This is a genomic window from Sporosarcina sp. BI001-red, assembly GCF_003384035.1.
Lineage (GTDB): Bacteria > Bacillota > Bacilli > Bacillales_A > Planococcaceae > Sporosarcina.
Genome location: NZ_QQAK01000012.1, coordinates 131,574 through 145,180, shown reverse-complemented (window position 1 = coordinate 145,180; position 13,607 = coordinate 131,574). Strand labels below are relative to the sequence as shown.

The window sequence follows — 13,607 nt, the reverse complement described above, 5'->3', positions numbered from 1 at the left end:
TATATATCAGCCTAATTATCTGAATTCTTTTTAGGGGAAAGCAATAGTTGCAGCTCCTCGCTATTCAAATCTGAAAACCAATTAGATCCCCGCTGTTCTTCAATTTGGGTGTAAGTCATATATTCAGCAGGTGTGAGTTCCATGACATCATTGATGAGCTCGTACGTCCTCATTTCACTGATGTTTCGCTTGCGCCACTTTTTCCGGACACAGTATTTCCAAATATCTGCTTCTGTGACGGTCGAATAGCCGTAAAAGTGGAATTCGTTCATCTTACTTTCAATTGCAGGGCGGACATGGTCAAACAATTGCTCATATTTGTTATCCACTCACGTTCATCCCTTCTTTAATAGAGAGTTGTAAATGTACATGTTTCCGCATACTAGTAGTGTATATGAATTGCTTGTACTTGAGAAGGAGTTGTTTTCATTGTCTTCATTTATTCGCGGGACAGTCATCTTGATGATTGCGGTTTTCATGACAAAAGTACTTGGATTTGTCTATCGGATTCAGTTTATGAGAGTTGCTGGAGAAGAAGCAGTCGGTATTTATATGACGGCCTTTCCAGCATTCATCTTTTTCTTATCTCTCGTACAACTTGGCATCCCAATTGCCATTGCAAAAGTTATCGCTGAGCTGAAAGCTAAAGGTGAAACTGCCCGTTTTTCACAAGTGATGCGGACTTCTACATTCATTACACTATGTACGGGGTTGATTTTTCTTCCGCTATCTGTCTTATTCGTCCCTTATCTATCGGGAACGTTATTGGGGAATTCTGCAACCGCTACAACACTTTATGTAGGGATTGCAATTATACCAATAGCGGCAATTGGTGGGTTGATTCGAGGGTTTTTTCAAGGAATCGCTCGATTGGAAGAAACGGCTTGGTCGCAAATCCTTGAACAATTCATTCGGATTATTCTTATCACTTGGCTACTCCCATATTTCCTAGTAGATGGAAATACTTCTTTAAATGCAGCCATTGCTATGGCGATTACACTAGTAGCCGAAGCTGGATCCGTATTCTATTTGTGGCTAAAATACAAAAAACACAAAAAAAATATCCCTGCTCTACTCGACAAGGACGGACCGTATCCACTCAAACCTTTGCTTTCTGTTGCTTTACCTTCTTCAGGAAGTCGTTTATTCGGAACGTTTACTTGGTTTTTAGAACCGATCATCTTTTTACGTGCACTTGCAGTATCGGGTATTACTGCTGCTGCAGCTACATCTCTATATGGTGTTATTTCAGGAGTGCTCATTCCACTTTTGCTGTTTCCGTCGTTCATTTCCTATGCGCTTTCAGTCGTACTCATTCCCGCTGTCAGCGGTGCATCCGCATCGGGGAATATTAGTAAGCTCCAAGAACGTATTCACTTATCGCTCCGGCTGTCTGCATTAACAGGTACTTTTGCAGCAGCATTATTTTTCTTACACGGTAAAGAGATGGCAGAAACTCTGTTCCATATAACGAAAGGTGCATCGTATATGGGGATACTTGCCCCGATTTTTTTCTTTTATTACATTCAAGGTCCTTTGTTTTCCATCCTGCAAGCCACAAATGAAGCGAAAGCGGCTATGATGAACTCTGTGTACGGCGGAATTGCCAAATTGGTTGTCATGTTCGTCCTCGCTTCACAACCAGGTCTTCAAGAAACAGGTGCAATTTTGGCAATTGGATTTGGTGTTTTAATCACCTCGTTCCTACATATTGCAACATTGAGGAAAAATAGAAAGACGGACACCGGATTTACGATGTTTGCCCTTCCCTATGCCTCGTTCATCATAACTGCCATCATGCGACCGATCTTTCTTCCCATCGGCAATTATGGTCTTTGGTTGGATTGCGGGATTACTGTAGTATTTCTTGTTGTTGTCCTATTTTTCACGGGACAATTACAGCGAAATGACCTGCGGCATCTCAAGAAACTATTTGCCAGTTACAAATAAGCTTGCTTCAGTTGAACTTTGAGCTCTCCATTTTCATACGAACAGTAAAAAACTTGCTTCGGATCCTCAATTCCTTTTTTTCGAAGCTCTGCTAGTAACCAGTCTTCCGTTTTGTCCTGGATGCTTAAATGTTGAGCATCGATATCTCCATCTGATATCAAGGGCAGAACGGGTGCTGTTTCTCCATATTTGAAAACAGCTAAGTTTCCAGACGGTTCTAGGTATGCGTATGCAACTTCAAATACCGAGCCAATTTGTTTTTCGCGCAATTGTTGAAACAAATCATCTAAATTGTAGCGTTGTTTCCGCATCTCTTCCTCTAATATTTTCCCATCTTGAATAATGACACTCGTGTCACCGTCGACAACGTCACGGAACTTCTTATTTTTCAAAGAAATCCAAGACGACACATACTGAATAACGAGCAAAACGAGCATGGGAAGGATCGAGTTAATAAGTTTTGTGTCTGGGGAGTCAAGCGAAAACGCTGCCACTTCAGCGATAATAACAAATACAACGATGTCAATGACACTTAATTCACCGACTTCTCTCTTTCCCATCAATCGAAGGATGAGAACTATGAGCGCATACAGCAGTAATGTACGAAAACCAATAATTGCTAAATCATGCATAACGACACCCTCCTTATCGTTGGTAGCTTGCCCAGGAGAGCATTCCCTTAAACGGATACAGGCATAAAAATAGACCTGCCCATTAACCGGGCAGGTCACGTTCAATTTCAGTATTAAATAGCGGTTGAGCTATCTGTAATTCGACCGACAGCTTGACGATCAAATTGCAATACAGCGCCGTCTGCAGTTTTCAAAAATACAGAAGTTTCGTCGACTGCGTCGATTGTCCCGTGTAATCCACCGATTGTCACGATACTATCTCCACGCTTCAAGTTTGTCTGCATTTCTTTTGTTGATTTCTGGCGTTTTTGTGCTGGTCGAATGAGCAAGAACCACATAATTGCGATCATCGCTACGAACGGCAGCAAATTTACTAAAGTTGCATTCATCTAAAATCCCCCCCTACTTTGACTAGTATACAAGAATTAAAAGTTTTTTGCATTTGGTTTGTTGAAACCATATTGTTCGAAAAACTCTTCACGGAAATCGCCGAGGCGATCATTCCGGATTGCATCCCGTATCTGCTCCATTAAATTGAGCAAAAAATACAAGTTATGATATGACGCAAGACGCAGACCAAAAGTTTCATTGCATTTAATTAGGTGACGAATGTATGCACGACTATAGTTTTTACAAGTATGACAATCGCAATTTTCATCAATCGGACCGAAGTCCCGTTCGTATTTTGCGTTCTTAATAACAACGCGTCCATTACTCGTCATCAATGTTCCGTTCCGCGCAATTCGCGTGGGCAATACACAGTCGAACATGTCCACACCACGAATCGCACCGTCGATAAGAGAATCCGCAGAGCCGACTCCCATTAAATAGCGTGGTTTGTCTGCAGGTAACAATGGTGTCGTAAATTCAAGCACACGGTTCATAATATCCTTTGGTTCGCCGACAGATAGGCCACCAATCGCATAACCCGGGAAATCTAGAGACGTAAGATCTTTAGCACTTTGCTTACGTAACTCTTCGAATTCGCCACCTTGTACGATTCCGAAAAGTCCTTGATCGTTAGGACGCTGATGTGCATTCAGACAACGTTCTGCCCAACGGGAAGTCCGTTCAACACTCGATTTCATATACTCATACGTCGCTGGAAAAGGTGGGCACTCATCAAACGCCATCATAATATCAGAACCTAGTGCGTTTTGGATATCCATCGCCTTTTCGGGACTCAAGAATAGCTTACTTCCGTTCAAATGGTGTCTGAAGTGAACGCCTTCTTCTTCGATTTTGCGCATATCACTTAACGAAAACACTTGGAAACCGCCTGAATCTGTAAGAATCGGTCGATCCCAGTTCATGAATTTATGGAGTCCGCCTGCTTCACGGATAATTTCATGCCCCGGACGAAGCCATAGGTGATACGTATTGCTCAAAATGATGCCGGCACCGATTTCCTTCAATTCTTCAGGTGACATCGTTTTGACTGTAGCCATTGTTCCAACTGGCATGAATGCCGGTGTTTCAAAAGAGCCGTGCGGCGTATGGACGATTCCGAGGCGTGCTCCTGTTTGCTTACATGTTTTAATATGTTCGTACGTAACTGCTGGCATTATTCGTTCTCCTTCTTTCTAGACGGTCGTATGAACATCGCATCTCCGAAACTGAAGAATCGATACTCTTCTTCGATCGCCTGATGATAAGCATTTAAAATGTAGTCTCGAGTAGATAGGGCGGATACAAGCATAACTAACGTCGATTTCGGTAAGTGGAAATTCGTAATGAGGCCATCCACCGCTCTGTACTCATAGCCTGGGAAAATGAAAATAGACGTCCATCCAGAACCTGCGACAATCTTGCCATCATATTCAGTTGCAATTGTTTCAAGTGTACGGGTGGACGTTGTACCAACTGCAATCACTCGTCCGCCTGCTTCTTTCGTACGATTAATAGCGGAAGCCGTATGCTCCGTTACTTGGTAGTACTCCGCATGCATTTCGTGATCTTCAATCGAGTCAACGCTCACTGGACGGAATGTTCCGAGCCCCACGTGCAGTGTGATGAATTCTACACCGACCCCTTTAGCGCGGAGCTCATCCAAAATTTCTTCCGTGAAATGCAGTCCCGCCGTTGGGGCTGCTGCAGAACCACGCTCTTTTGCAAACACAGTTTGGTAGCGTGATTGGTCATCAAGCGATTCCGTAATATATGGAGGAAGAGGCATTTTACCAAGCGCATCAAGAAGTTCGTAGAATATACCTTCATACGTAAACTTGAACGTCCGTCCGCCTTGATCAGCAACGCCGATACATTCAGCGGTCAATCGACCGTCCCCAAACGTAATAATCGTTCCTGGCTTCACTCGTTTCGCAGGTTTGACGAGCGTTTCCCATTCATTGTCACCGGTTTCTTTCAGTAATAGGACTTCGATAGAAGCACCCGTTTCTTCTTTCACGCCAATCAACCGCGCTGGTAACACCTTCGTGTCATTCAGCACGAGCATATCGCCTGCTTCCAACTCATCGACAATCGCACGAAAGTGTTTATGTGCAACTTCTCCTGTTTCACTATTCAACACAAGCATCCGGCTTGCAGTTCGATCCGCAAGTGGCGTCTGTGCTATTAACCGTTGTGGTAAGTCAAAGTCAAAATCATGTACATCCATTTCATCTAATCTCCTTAATGTCGTAAAGTCAGCGTTCTTCAGGTAGTGGATAGCCAAAGTGTTCATACGCCAAATGTGTCGCAACTCTTCCACGTGGGGTCCGTTGAATGAACCCGATTTGCAATAGATAGGGTTCGTAGACATCTTCAAGTGTGACTGACTCTTCCCCGATGCTTGCAGCAAGAGTTTCCAATCCAACTGGCCCACCTCGGAAGCGCTCAATCATTCCCGTTAATAACTTATGATCGATATGATCAAGTCCATGGGAATCCACTTGTAACATTTCCAATGCTTCTTTTGCGATGTCGAGAGAAATTGTACCATTGCCTCGCACTTGAGCATAGTCTCGCACCCTACGAAGCAGCCGATTTGAAATACGCGGGGTTCCTCTTGACCTACGTGCGATTTCTACAGCCGCCTGGTCTTCGATTTTTACATCGAACAACCCTGCACTCCTGATGACAATTTCCTGTAGCGGTTCAATGTCATAGTATTCCAGACGTAATGGAACGCCGAACCGATCCCGAAGCGGCGCAGAGAGTGACCCTGCCCGTGTCGTGGCCCCAATCAATGTAAACGGAGGCAAATCGAGACGAATCGATTTGGCAGAAGGTCCTTTACCCACGACGATATCGAGACAAAAGTCTTCCATCGCAGGGTACAGTACTTCTTCAATCGACCGATTCAACCGATGAATTTCATCGATGAACAAGACATCTCCTGGTTCCAATGACGAAACGACTGCCGCCAAATCACCGGGACGTTCAATTGCTGGGCCACTTGTCATGCGAAGATTGACGCCCATTTCATTCGCAATTACTGCAGCAAGCGTCGTCTTCCCTAAACCAGGTGGTCCATATAATAGCACGTGATCCAAACTTTCACTTCGTCCCCGAGCTGCTTCAATGAATATAGATAAATTGTCTTTCACTTTGTCTTGTCCAATATACTGAACCAATCTTTGAGGGCGCAGTGATTGTTCAAATCCTTCATCAAAATCCGAAAGTTCACTTGAAAGTACGCGTGAATCCATCGTTCTCCCTCCTTTTCAACCGAGCACAATAATTACAGACTTCTTACTGCTGTTTCAGTAATAATTGCAGTGCCCGCTTCATGTAACCTTCAGTTGACAATTCCTCTTTTTCGAGCGCCTTTTTGACTTTTGCTATTTCTCTCGCCGAATACCCAAGCGCTTCCAGAGCAAGCATTGCTTCTTCAAGTGCGCCGTTTTCTGTCAGAGTGAACAGGGTATTTCCACCGTCTTCAGGCATGTCCAACTCCGTAAAGAGATCCACCAATTTGCCTTTTAAATCCAAAATCATTTGGCGCGCCGTCTTCTTACCGACCCCTGGGAACTGCACAAGAAATGCTTCGTCTTCCCGCTCGATTGCACTGATTACTTGTGAGGGAACCCCACTTGAAAGAATGGCAAGTGCCCCCTTAGGGCCAATTCCAGATACCGTAATCAGTTTCCGGAATAATTCGCGCTGCTCTAACGATAGGAAACCCATGAGCAACTGTGCATCTTCCCGCACATGGTGGTGAATGAAGATTTGCTGTTCTGCTTGCGTTACATGAAATGCATAGGGATTCGGTGTTAACACTTGATAACCGATTCCTGCATTTTCAATCGTAATATATTCTGGTGTCACTCGGGTAACGAACCCTTTTATGTAATCATACAATGCCATTTACCCCCTAGATTCTTATCTTTAAGTATACCACATGAACGCGCCATTCAGCTCAGTCTAATCACCAAAAAGAACTGCCAGACGTATCACATACGGCTTCTGGCAGTCCTTATGGGAGATCAGGATCGTGTCCAAGTAAGTTGTTGGAAAACCGACATAGTTGTGGCCAGCGAGTCAATGCCAACTCAGTAAACGGAATGAGCTGTTGGGCTAATATCTGTTGACGTTCTTCAGGAAGTGTGGTCAAATACGACCATTCTCGTAACACCTCATTCGGATACTGCAACATGGCGATCGGCTGCTGCCCCAGTACTTGCAACCTAGGTTCTTCATTAAACAATAGCGGTGCATTATAATCGACTTTCGGAAGTACTCGATGAAGCCATAACGCAATTTCAACATCAGGATGACCTGTGCATGCTAAATCAAAGTCTATTAAGTTAACAGTTCCCTCAGTGTTTTTCAATAGATTGTGATGGACCACATCTCCGTGAAGGAGCGTATGGGGCACATCTCGAGCAGTTGAGGTTAATAAGCGAGCAAGTGCTTGCTCGCTATACCGTTCAATCTGATCGACGGCATCTTCCCCGAGGTAGGAAACAATAGTAGGTCGGTTACCAAGAAACCTCTTTAGTCGCCAACTCCATTTATCCAACAATGCGTACGTTTTTAAAAAAGGAAGCGATTCCCAATCCACAACAGATTCGGTCTCATGGAGAGCATCCAATGCTTTCAAGGAAGCCCTCCGGTCAGATTGTTTTGTAAAATTTACTGGGATGGCATCCGTTATCCATGGCTGGACGACAATGTGTGCATTTCCTTTTGTCGTGATGGGTGTACAAAATGGATATCCCACTGTCTGCAACAGTTCATGTATTTCCCTGATTTTAATGGCATCCCGAACATCCGCATAGCGCTTCACGGAATATTCCTTACCATCCTCTTCTAATCGCCATACATTTTCTTTAATGCGTGAAAGTTTTTTTCCAACTTCCACGGCCGATCAATACGAACCTGGTTGGTTTTGCCCATAGTTTCCTTGCGGAGGATATCCCATTTGTGGATAGCCTCCATAATAAGGCTGTATTCCCATCATCGGCATCCCGTAATATGGAGTGGGCGACATATTGGAACCACATGACGAACATAAATGCATGTATTGTGGATGCTGTGCAGCTTGAATGCCTTGCATTGGAACTTGCTGATTGTACGGATACTGTCCTTGTTGCGGCATCTGTTGCGGTACATACCCCTGTTCAGGTGGACAGTACGCAGGTGGTGACAAGTCGAAACTGGATGATTCAATGTTCGGCATTTGAACATTTGGAGATTCCCACATCTTCATACTGTCGCAATGATTCGGTGATACTCCAGGGCCTTGGCCAGCCATAATCGGTGACTCATCTTTACAATCGGATGATTCGGGTTGTACGTTCCAAAATGGCGGTTGTACAGGTACCTGAGGCATCATTGGTGGTGCCATCGGTTGATGCATATGGTGCTGCATCGGATGCGAATACGGGTGACAATCCGCGTCATAAATCGGCATCCAACCGCAAGGAACTCCGATGAACATCGGATGGATCATCGGTTGTTGCTGTACCGGAGGCATCGGTGGTGCTGGTGGTGCCTCGCACGTCGGCGGTTCTGGTGTAGGTATCGGCTTCACTTCCGGCATTGGAGGCGGAACTGGCATCGGAGGTGGTTTCACTTCCGGTTTTGGAGCAGGTTGTGGCTTTACCTCAGGCTTTGGCATAGGTGCTGGCGGTGGTGTCGGCTTTGTTTGCGGCTTCTGTGCTGGTGGTGTAGGTTTTGGTATAGGCGGTACTGCTGGTTTCATTGGCTTCTCATGATGTTGCGGATGCTTTTCATGGGGAAGCGGTTGTTTCTCATGGTGTTGCGGCTGCTTCTCATGATGTTGTGGCTGCTTTTCATGGTGTTGCGGGTGTTTTTCTTGCCCCCCATGCTTTTCAGGATGCTTCGTTCCCTTGCCTTCCGGTAGGAAAATTTTCATACCCGGCACAATATAGTCTGGATTGGCTAAATGTGCATTCACCTTTTTCAATTCTTCAAACGAAATTCCATACTGACGCGCTATCTTCCAAAGCGTGTCACCTTTTACAACGATATGGACATTCACTCTGTAAAGTCCCCCTTCCATCGACTCATCTTATGAACGGGTGCCCGGATGTGTGACCATTCACTATGCCAAGCACCTTCTCTTTCAACTATACGAATCTGAAGAGGTAAATAGTACTTCCTCATAAAAAATACCTGCCGATTACTTCTCGGCAGGTGATTGTTGGTTGTATGTACTATAAGATCCGAACGAAGTCACATCACAATGGAGTGCTTTAAGTTCCTCCATAGCACCTTTCATCATCGGATGCTCTTCCGTTTCCGCAACGTCTATGATAAAAAAGTAATTACCGAGACCCGTTTTCAATGGACGGGATTCAATTTTACTTAAATTCAATCGACGCCATGAAAACACCGACAAAATCTGATGAAGCATGCCTGGCTGATCATCTTCAGGCAACTTAATCATTAGAGTGGTTTTCGGAATCCCAGCACCTTCATAGGCTAACGTTTCCTTACGTAACGACAGGACAACAAATCGAGTATGATTAAAATGAAAATCATGAATCGATTCTTCAGCAATGTGAAGTCCATATGTATCTGCAGCGAGCTGGTTGCCAATCGCTGCAATCGAAAGCTCCGGATGCTCAGACACGTATTTCGCTGCTGATGCAGTGGAAGACGTTTGAATAAGCGGAACTCTTCTAAAATGGTACTGCAAGTATTTGTGACATTGGGCAAGCGCGTGAGGATGGGAGTGAATCGACGCCAGTGAATCGATGGAGTTGGCCTGTTCAGGATGCACCATCAAATGTTGTCGTATTGGTGTCGACAGTTCAGCATTGATGAACAAATCACTTCCATGAAACAAGTAATCGATTGTGAGCGGCACGGAACCTTCCAACGCGTTTTCTAGCGGTACAATCGCATAAGCGACTCGGCCATCCGAAACCGCTTCGATACAATCAGGAATCGATGGAAATGGCATAAGACCATCCGTTCCAAAAAAGTCTGTGGCAGCAATATGTGTAAATGAAGCTTCCGGCCCTAAATAAGCAACGGATGGTGTTAAGAATTCATGTTTCATCGTCAAATTCCCCTCTCACAATGCTCCTGAACTGACCAAATGGACCGAATCTACAAAGCTCGGTCCATTCAGTTTGTGGATGAACGCCTCCATTGAAATGGTCATCTCGGTCACATCCAGCGACAACGTAATGTTAGCCCGTCCCTGTACGGGTATGGTTTGGTGAATCGTTAGCACATTACAATGTGATGAAGAAATGAGCTCCATCAACACTGCAAGTGAACCTTTCAAGTCTTCCAATTGGATGAACACCGTCAGCACACGTTCGCGCGCTATTGCTTCGAATGGGTAAACCGCGTCCTTATACTTATAAAATGCACTTCTTGATAATCCAACTTGAGCGGTCGCTTCTTGAATCGTTGTCGCTTCACCAGATACGAGAAGTCGCTTCGCTTCCAGCATCTTTTGCATGGACTCAGTCAAGACATCTTCACGCACCAAATAGAACTGGTCTTCCCCCAACTGCTTCATCGTCAATCCCCCTGCAGCCGTAGAGCGGCTCTCCATTAATCGATAAATTCAAATTCGAAGTCAAGCAGACGTACGATGTCACCATTTTCCGCACCGCGCTCGCGAAGAGCATCATCAACGCCCATACCTCGCATTTGGCGACCGAATTTACGCACAGACTGGTCGAAGTTGAAATCGGTCATCTTGAATAAGCGTTCTATGGCATAACCGGATAATACGTAAGCTCCATCATCATCGCGTGTAACTTTGAAATCAGCTGTTTCCGGTTCGTATTTGTAAAGAACGGAGTGCTCTTCTTCTGTTTCTTCCACTTCATGCATCGGGAATTCAGAAGTCACTTCCAGTAGATCGGCGATTGCGAATAATAGTGAATCTAATCCACTGCGCGTAATTGCTGAAATCGGGAAAATCTTGTGTTCAGTTTCCCCAAGCTTTTCTTTGAAGGCTTGAAGATTTTCTTCAGCTTCAGGCATGTCCATTTTGTTCGCCACAATGATTTGTGGACGCTCCATTAAACGCAAATTGTATTGCTCAAGCTCTGCATTAATAGTCTCGAAATCTTCAAATGGATTCCGGCCTTCCAATCCTGACATATCGATGACGTGGACAATGACACGTGTCCGTTCAATATGACGTAAAAACTGATGTCCGAGTCCTACCCCTTCGTGGGCACCTTGGATAAGCCCTGGCAAATCCGCCATAACAAATGTCCGGTGATCCTCTGTTTCAACAAGTCCTAAGTTAGGGACGAGCGTCGTAAAGTGATAATCAGCAATTTTAGGCTTTGCTGAAGAAAGTACAGAAAGTAATGTAGATTTACCTACACTCGGGAATCCAACGAGTCCCACATCCGCGAGCACTTTTAGTTCAAGCATGATTTCTCTCTCCACGCCAGGTTCGCCTTTTTCAGAGAGCTCAGGAGCCGTATTTTGTGGTGTGACAAAGCGACTGTTACCACGTCCTCCGCGTCCGCCACGTGCAATGACTGCAGTTTGCCCATCTTCGACTAAATCTGCAATAATCTCTTTCGTTTCAACATCCGTCACAATTGTGCCGGGTGGTACTTTTATAACCATACTCGTGCCTCGACGGCCATGCTGGTTTTTGTTTGCCCCGTGTTCTCCACGTGGCGCTTTAAAGTGACGTTGGTAACGGAAATCCATTAATGTCCGTAACCCTTCGTCTACGATGAAGGTGACGTCTCCACCATTTCCACCGTCTCCGCCTGATGGGCCACCAAATGCTATATATTTTTCACGACGGAATGCAACGATACCATCGCCACCGTTTCCGCCCTTAACGTAAACTTTTACCTGATCGACAAACATGTAATTTCCTCCTAGTGTCCACGGATCGTGAACGTCCAATACTCATTATCTCTAGACAGCTCTGCTGCCCATTCTTTCTCATATACATCATTCCATACAATCGGCGCTGTTTGTCCGGGAAGCGAAAGTGATACTTCCCACTCGTCGCCTGTGATCACCACAGTGATGTTGACCCTATTATCAGCGTATGGGTCTGCACCATTTACAAGTTGCTGGAATATACCGTCCAATACTTCAACAATTACCTGATCGTCTGCCTTTCGTGCAGATGTACTCGGAACAATTGTTGTTTCCAACTCTTTGGTGAACGCTGAGTAGTTCCAGTCAAAAGTTAACAGCCACGTTTCAAGTACCGGCATGTCTAGTCCACTTAGTTGGGAGTCGTTACGCATGTGTTCTGTAGCTTCCAGAAGTTTGCGCCGTGCTTCGGGGACATTATTGAGGTCCATGTGCATGAGGATAAGCTGCAGCTCATTTAAAAAGTCATGTCGGGCAAATTTCATCGCATCCCGGACAGTCAACTCCGATTTATTCATTATTCTTCACCGCCTGCAGTTTCGTTCTTTATAGTATAGCATTATGAGGGTGTTGTTCGTCAAAAAGTTTAAGCGATTACTCTTCATCTAAATACATGGATGTTAGAAGGTGCGCTCATTCCAAACCTATGCTCTAAACACATTAAAGCAATAATGAAAAATAAAAAAGGACTGCACACTTGGCGCGTGCAGTCCTTTTTGGATTCAATTCTTATGCTTCCTGCACTGCAGGATACACACTTACTTTTTTCTTATCGCGGCCAAAACGCTCGAAGCGTACGACGCCGTCAACTTTAGCGAAAAGAGTATCATCGCCTCCGCGACCTACGTTTTCACCTGGGTGAATTTTCGTTCCGCGCTGGCGGTAAAGAATAGAACCACCAGAAACGAATTGTCCATCAGCACGCTTAGCGCCAAGACGTTTCGATTCGGAGTCACGACCGTTCTTTGTAGAACCTACTCCTTTTTTCGATGCGAAAAACTGAAGATCTAAACGTAACAACATGTGTTCCACCTCCTACTTGGTAAAGGTTATTTTTATAAACTGCGCATAGTCTTGTTCAATCGTCTGCATGGAAACAATCATGGCACGCATGATTACTTGCTGATCATGATCATCTTCCGTTTCCGGTAGAACGACTTTTAAGTAACCACCATCTTCTCCTTGCTGGATCGCTGGTGTTACTCCAGTGAGTGAAATAATTGCATTCACAGCGCCAAATGACACAGCAGATGCAGCTGCACACACTAAATCTTTCCCATGTTCTGCGTAATCAGCATGTCCGCTCATCTCAAAAGAGCTGATGCGACCAGATGCTTGTTCCTGTACGGTGATTTGAATCATAACAGCTTACAGGTTGATGCCTTCGATAACAACCTTAGTATAAGGCTGACGATGACCCTGTTTTCTGCTGTAGTTCTTTTTCGGCTTGTATTTGAAGACAGTGATTTTTTTGCCTTTGCCCTGTTTCACGATTTTCGCTGTTACAGAAGCACCATCCACGAATGGAGCGCCAACTTTCACGTCATCTCCACCTACAAAAAGAACTTTGTCAAATGTTACAGCCTCATCAGCTTCTCCCACCAATTTCTCGATGAAGATCTCCTGACCTTGCTCAACTTTGATTTGCTTTCCACCAGTTTCAATAATTGCGTACATACTTGCACCTCCTCAAATAATCTTAGACTCGCCTTCCCAGGTGACCCATTCGGATAC

General features: G+C 44.9%; 17 protein-coding genes and 1 other annotated feature (1 of these 18 only partly in view). Of the genes, 1 reads left to right on the top strand and 16 read right to left on the bottom strand.

Going from position 1 to position 13,607, the window contains the following annotated elements; translation table 11 throughout:
- Window positions 1–11 precede the first annotated feature (11 nt).
- Window positions 12–329, bottom strand: a complete 318-nt coding sequence (locus DVB69_RS10125) for a post-transcriptional regulator (protein ID WP_116018991.1) — start codon at window positions 327–329, stop codon at window positions 12–14.
- 100 nt (window positions 330–429) lie between these two features.
- Between DVB69_RS10125 and DVB69_RS10120 the strand changes: the two genes are divergently transcribed.
- Window positions 430–1,950: a putative polysaccharide biosynthesis protein gene (locus DVB69_RS10120; RefSeq protein ID WP_116019266.1), complete on the top strand. Its 1,521-nt coding sequence runs from the start codon at window positions 430–432 to the stop codon at window positions 1,948–1,950.
- Here the strand turns inward: DVB69_RS10120 and DVB69_RS10115 are convergent.
- The 15 genes from DVB69_RS10115 to rplU all read right to left on the bottom strand — a co-directional run bounded on the left by DVB69_RS10115 (window position 1,941) and on the right by rplU (window position 13,550).
- Entirely contained in the window at window positions 1,941–2,582 is a 642-nt protein-coding gene (locus tag DVB69_RS10115; protein WP_116018990.1) for a DUF421 domain-containing protein, read from the bottom strand. The genes DVB69_RS10120 and DVB69_RS10115 overlap by 10 nt on opposite strands.
- A gap of 113 nt (window positions 2,583–2,695) precedes the next feature.
- Window positions 2,696–2,971, bottom strand: coding sequence for a preprotein translocase subunit YajC (gene yajC / locus DVB69_RS10110; RefSeq protein ID WP_116018989.1), 276 nt, complete (start codon window positions 2,969–2,971; stop codon window positions 2,696–2,698).
- Between the two features lie 36 nt (window positions 2,972–3,007).
- The gene (tgt, locus tag DVB69_RS10105; protein ID WP_116018988.1) at window positions 3,008–4,147 is read right to left on the bottom strand and encodes a tRNA guanosine(34) transglycosylase Tgt; all 1,140 of its coding nucleotides are present in this window, start codon (window positions 4,145–4,147) and stop codon (window positions 3,008–3,010) included.
- Complete coding sequence (gene queA, locus DVB69_RS10100; protein ID WP_116018987.1) at window positions 4,147–5,199, bottom strand: tRNA preQ1(34) S-adenosylmethionine ribosyltransferase-isomerase QueA; 1,053 nt, start codon at window positions 5,197–5,199, stop codon at window positions 4,147–4,149. The genes tgt and queA overlap by 1 nt, the downstream gene beginning before the upstream one ends.
- Before the next feature lie 28 nt (window positions 5,200–5,227).
- Entirely contained in the window at window positions 5,228–6,232 is a 1,005-nt protein-coding gene (ruvB, locus tag DVB69_RS10095) for a Holliday junction branch migration DNA helicase RuvB (RefSeq protein WP_116018986.1), read from the bottom strand.
- Window positions 6,233–6,275: 43 nt separating this feature from the next.
- Window positions 6,276–6,884 carry a Holliday junction branch migration protein RuvA gene (gene ruvA, locus DVB69_RS10090; protein ID WP_116019265.1) on the bottom strand — a complete coding sequence of 203 codons (609 nt, stop codon included), beginning with the start codon at window positions 6,882–6,884 and terminating at the stop codon, window positions 6,276–6,278.
- 115 nt (window positions 6,885–6,999) lie between these two features.
- Window positions 7,000–7,887: an aminoglycoside phosphotransferase family protein gene (locus tag DVB69_RS10085; RefSeq protein ID WP_116018985.1), complete on the bottom strand. Its 888-nt coding sequence runs from the start codon at window positions 7,885–7,887 to the stop codon at window positions 7,000–7,002.
- A gap of 6 nt (window positions 7,888–7,893) precedes the next feature.
- A complete protein-coding gene (safA, locus tag DVB69_RS10080; protein WP_158541075.1) occupies window positions 7,894–9,030 on the bottom strand; it encodes a SafA/ExsA family spore coat assembly protein in 1,137 nt (378 codons plus the stop codon).
- Between the two features lie 141 nt (window positions 9,031–9,171).
- Window positions 9,172–10,056, bottom strand: coding sequence for a prephenate dehydratase (pheA, locus tag DVB69_RS10075; RefSeq protein ID WP_116018983.1), 885 nt, complete (start codon window positions 10,054–10,056; stop codon window positions 9,172–9,174).
- Between the two features lie 15 nt (window positions 10,057–10,071).
- Complete coding sequence (locus DVB69_RS10070) at window positions 10,072–10,527, bottom strand: ACT domain-containing protein (RefSeq protein WP_116018982.1); 456 nt, start codon at window positions 10,525–10,527, stop codon at window positions 10,072–10,074.
- A gap of 35 nt (window positions 10,528–10,562) precedes the next feature.
- Complete coding sequence (gene obgE / locus DVB69_RS10065; RefSeq protein ID WP_116018981.1) at window positions 10,563–11,855, bottom strand: GTPase ObgE; 1,293 nt, start codon at window positions 11,853–11,855, stop codon at window positions 10,563–10,565.
- Window positions 11,856–11,866: 11 nt separating this feature from the next.
- The gene (locus DVB69_RS10060) at window positions 11,867–12,391 is read right to left on the bottom strand and encodes a Spo0B domain-containing protein (protein WP_116018980.1); all 525 of its coding nucleotides are present in this window, start codon (window positions 12,389–12,391) and stop codon (window positions 11,867–11,869) included.
- A gap of 211 nt (window positions 12,392–12,602) precedes the next feature.
- Complete coding sequence (gene rpmA / locus DVB69_RS10055; protein ID WP_025783524.1) at window positions 12,603–12,893, bottom strand: 50S ribosomal protein L27; 291 nt, start codon at window positions 12,891–12,893, stop codon at window positions 12,603–12,605.
- A 15-nt stretch (window positions 12,894–12,908) separates the two neighbouring features.
- A complete protein-coding gene (locus DVB69_RS10050) occupies window positions 12,909–13,235 on the bottom strand; it encodes a ribosomal-processing cysteine protease Prp (protein ID WP_116018979.1) in 327 nt (108 codons plus the stop codon).
- Window positions 13,236–13,241: 6 nt separating this feature from the next.
- Window positions 13,242–13,550 (bottom strand): 50S ribosomal protein L21, encoded by a 309-nt coding sequence (gene rplU / locus DVB69_RS10045; RefSeq protein ID WP_116018978.1) that lies wholly within the window; start codon window positions 13,548–13,550, stop codon window positions 13,242–13,244.
- A 14-nt stretch (window positions 13,551–13,564) separates the two neighbouring features.
- Window positions 13,565–13,607: a sequence feature (ribosomal protein L21 leader region), on the bottom strand (it continues 32 nt past the right edge of the window).

Coding starts and splice junctions, on each gene's coding strand:
- pheA (WP_116018983.1), bottom strand. CDS start 10,056: ATGAAACATGAATTCTTAACACCATCCGTTGCTTATTTAGGGCCGGAA.
- ruvB (WP_116018986.1), bottom strand. CDS start 6,232: ATGGATTCACGCGTACTTTCAAGTGAACTTTCGGATTTTGATGAAGGA.
- tgt (WP_116018988.1), bottom strand. CDS start 4,147: ATGCCAGCAGTTACGTACGAACATATTAAAACATGTAAGCAAACAGGA.
- obgE (WP_116018981.1), bottom strand. CDS start 11,855: ATGTTTGTCGATCAGGTAAAAGTTTACGTTAAGGGCGGAAACGGTGGC.
- DVB69_RS10115 (WP_116018990.1), bottom strand. CDS start 2,582: ATGCATGATTTAGCAATTATTGGTTTTCGTACATTACTGCTGTATGCG.
- DVB69_RS10050 (WP_116018979.1), bottom strand. CDS start 13,235: ATGATTCAAATCACCGTACAGGAACAAGCATCTGGTCGCATCAGCTCT.
- DVB69_RS10060 (WP_116018980.1), bottom strand. CDS start 12,391: ATGAATAAATCGGAGTTGACTGTCCGGGATGCGATGAAATTTGCCCGA.
- DVB69_RS10070 (WP_116018982.1), bottom strand. CDS start 10,527: ATGAAGCAGTTGGGGGAAGACCAGTTCTATTTGGTGCGTGAAGATGTC.
- yajC (WP_116018989.1), bottom strand. CDS start 2,971: ATGAATGCAACTTTAGTAAATTTGCTGCCGTTCGTAGCGATGATCGCA.
- queA (WP_116018987.1), bottom strand. CDS start 5,199: ATGGATGTACATGATTTTGACTTTGACTTACCACAACGGTTAATAGCA.
- rplU (WP_116018978.1), bottom strand. CDS start 13,550: ATGTACGCAATTATTGAAACTGGTGGAAAGCAAATCAAAGTTGAGCAA.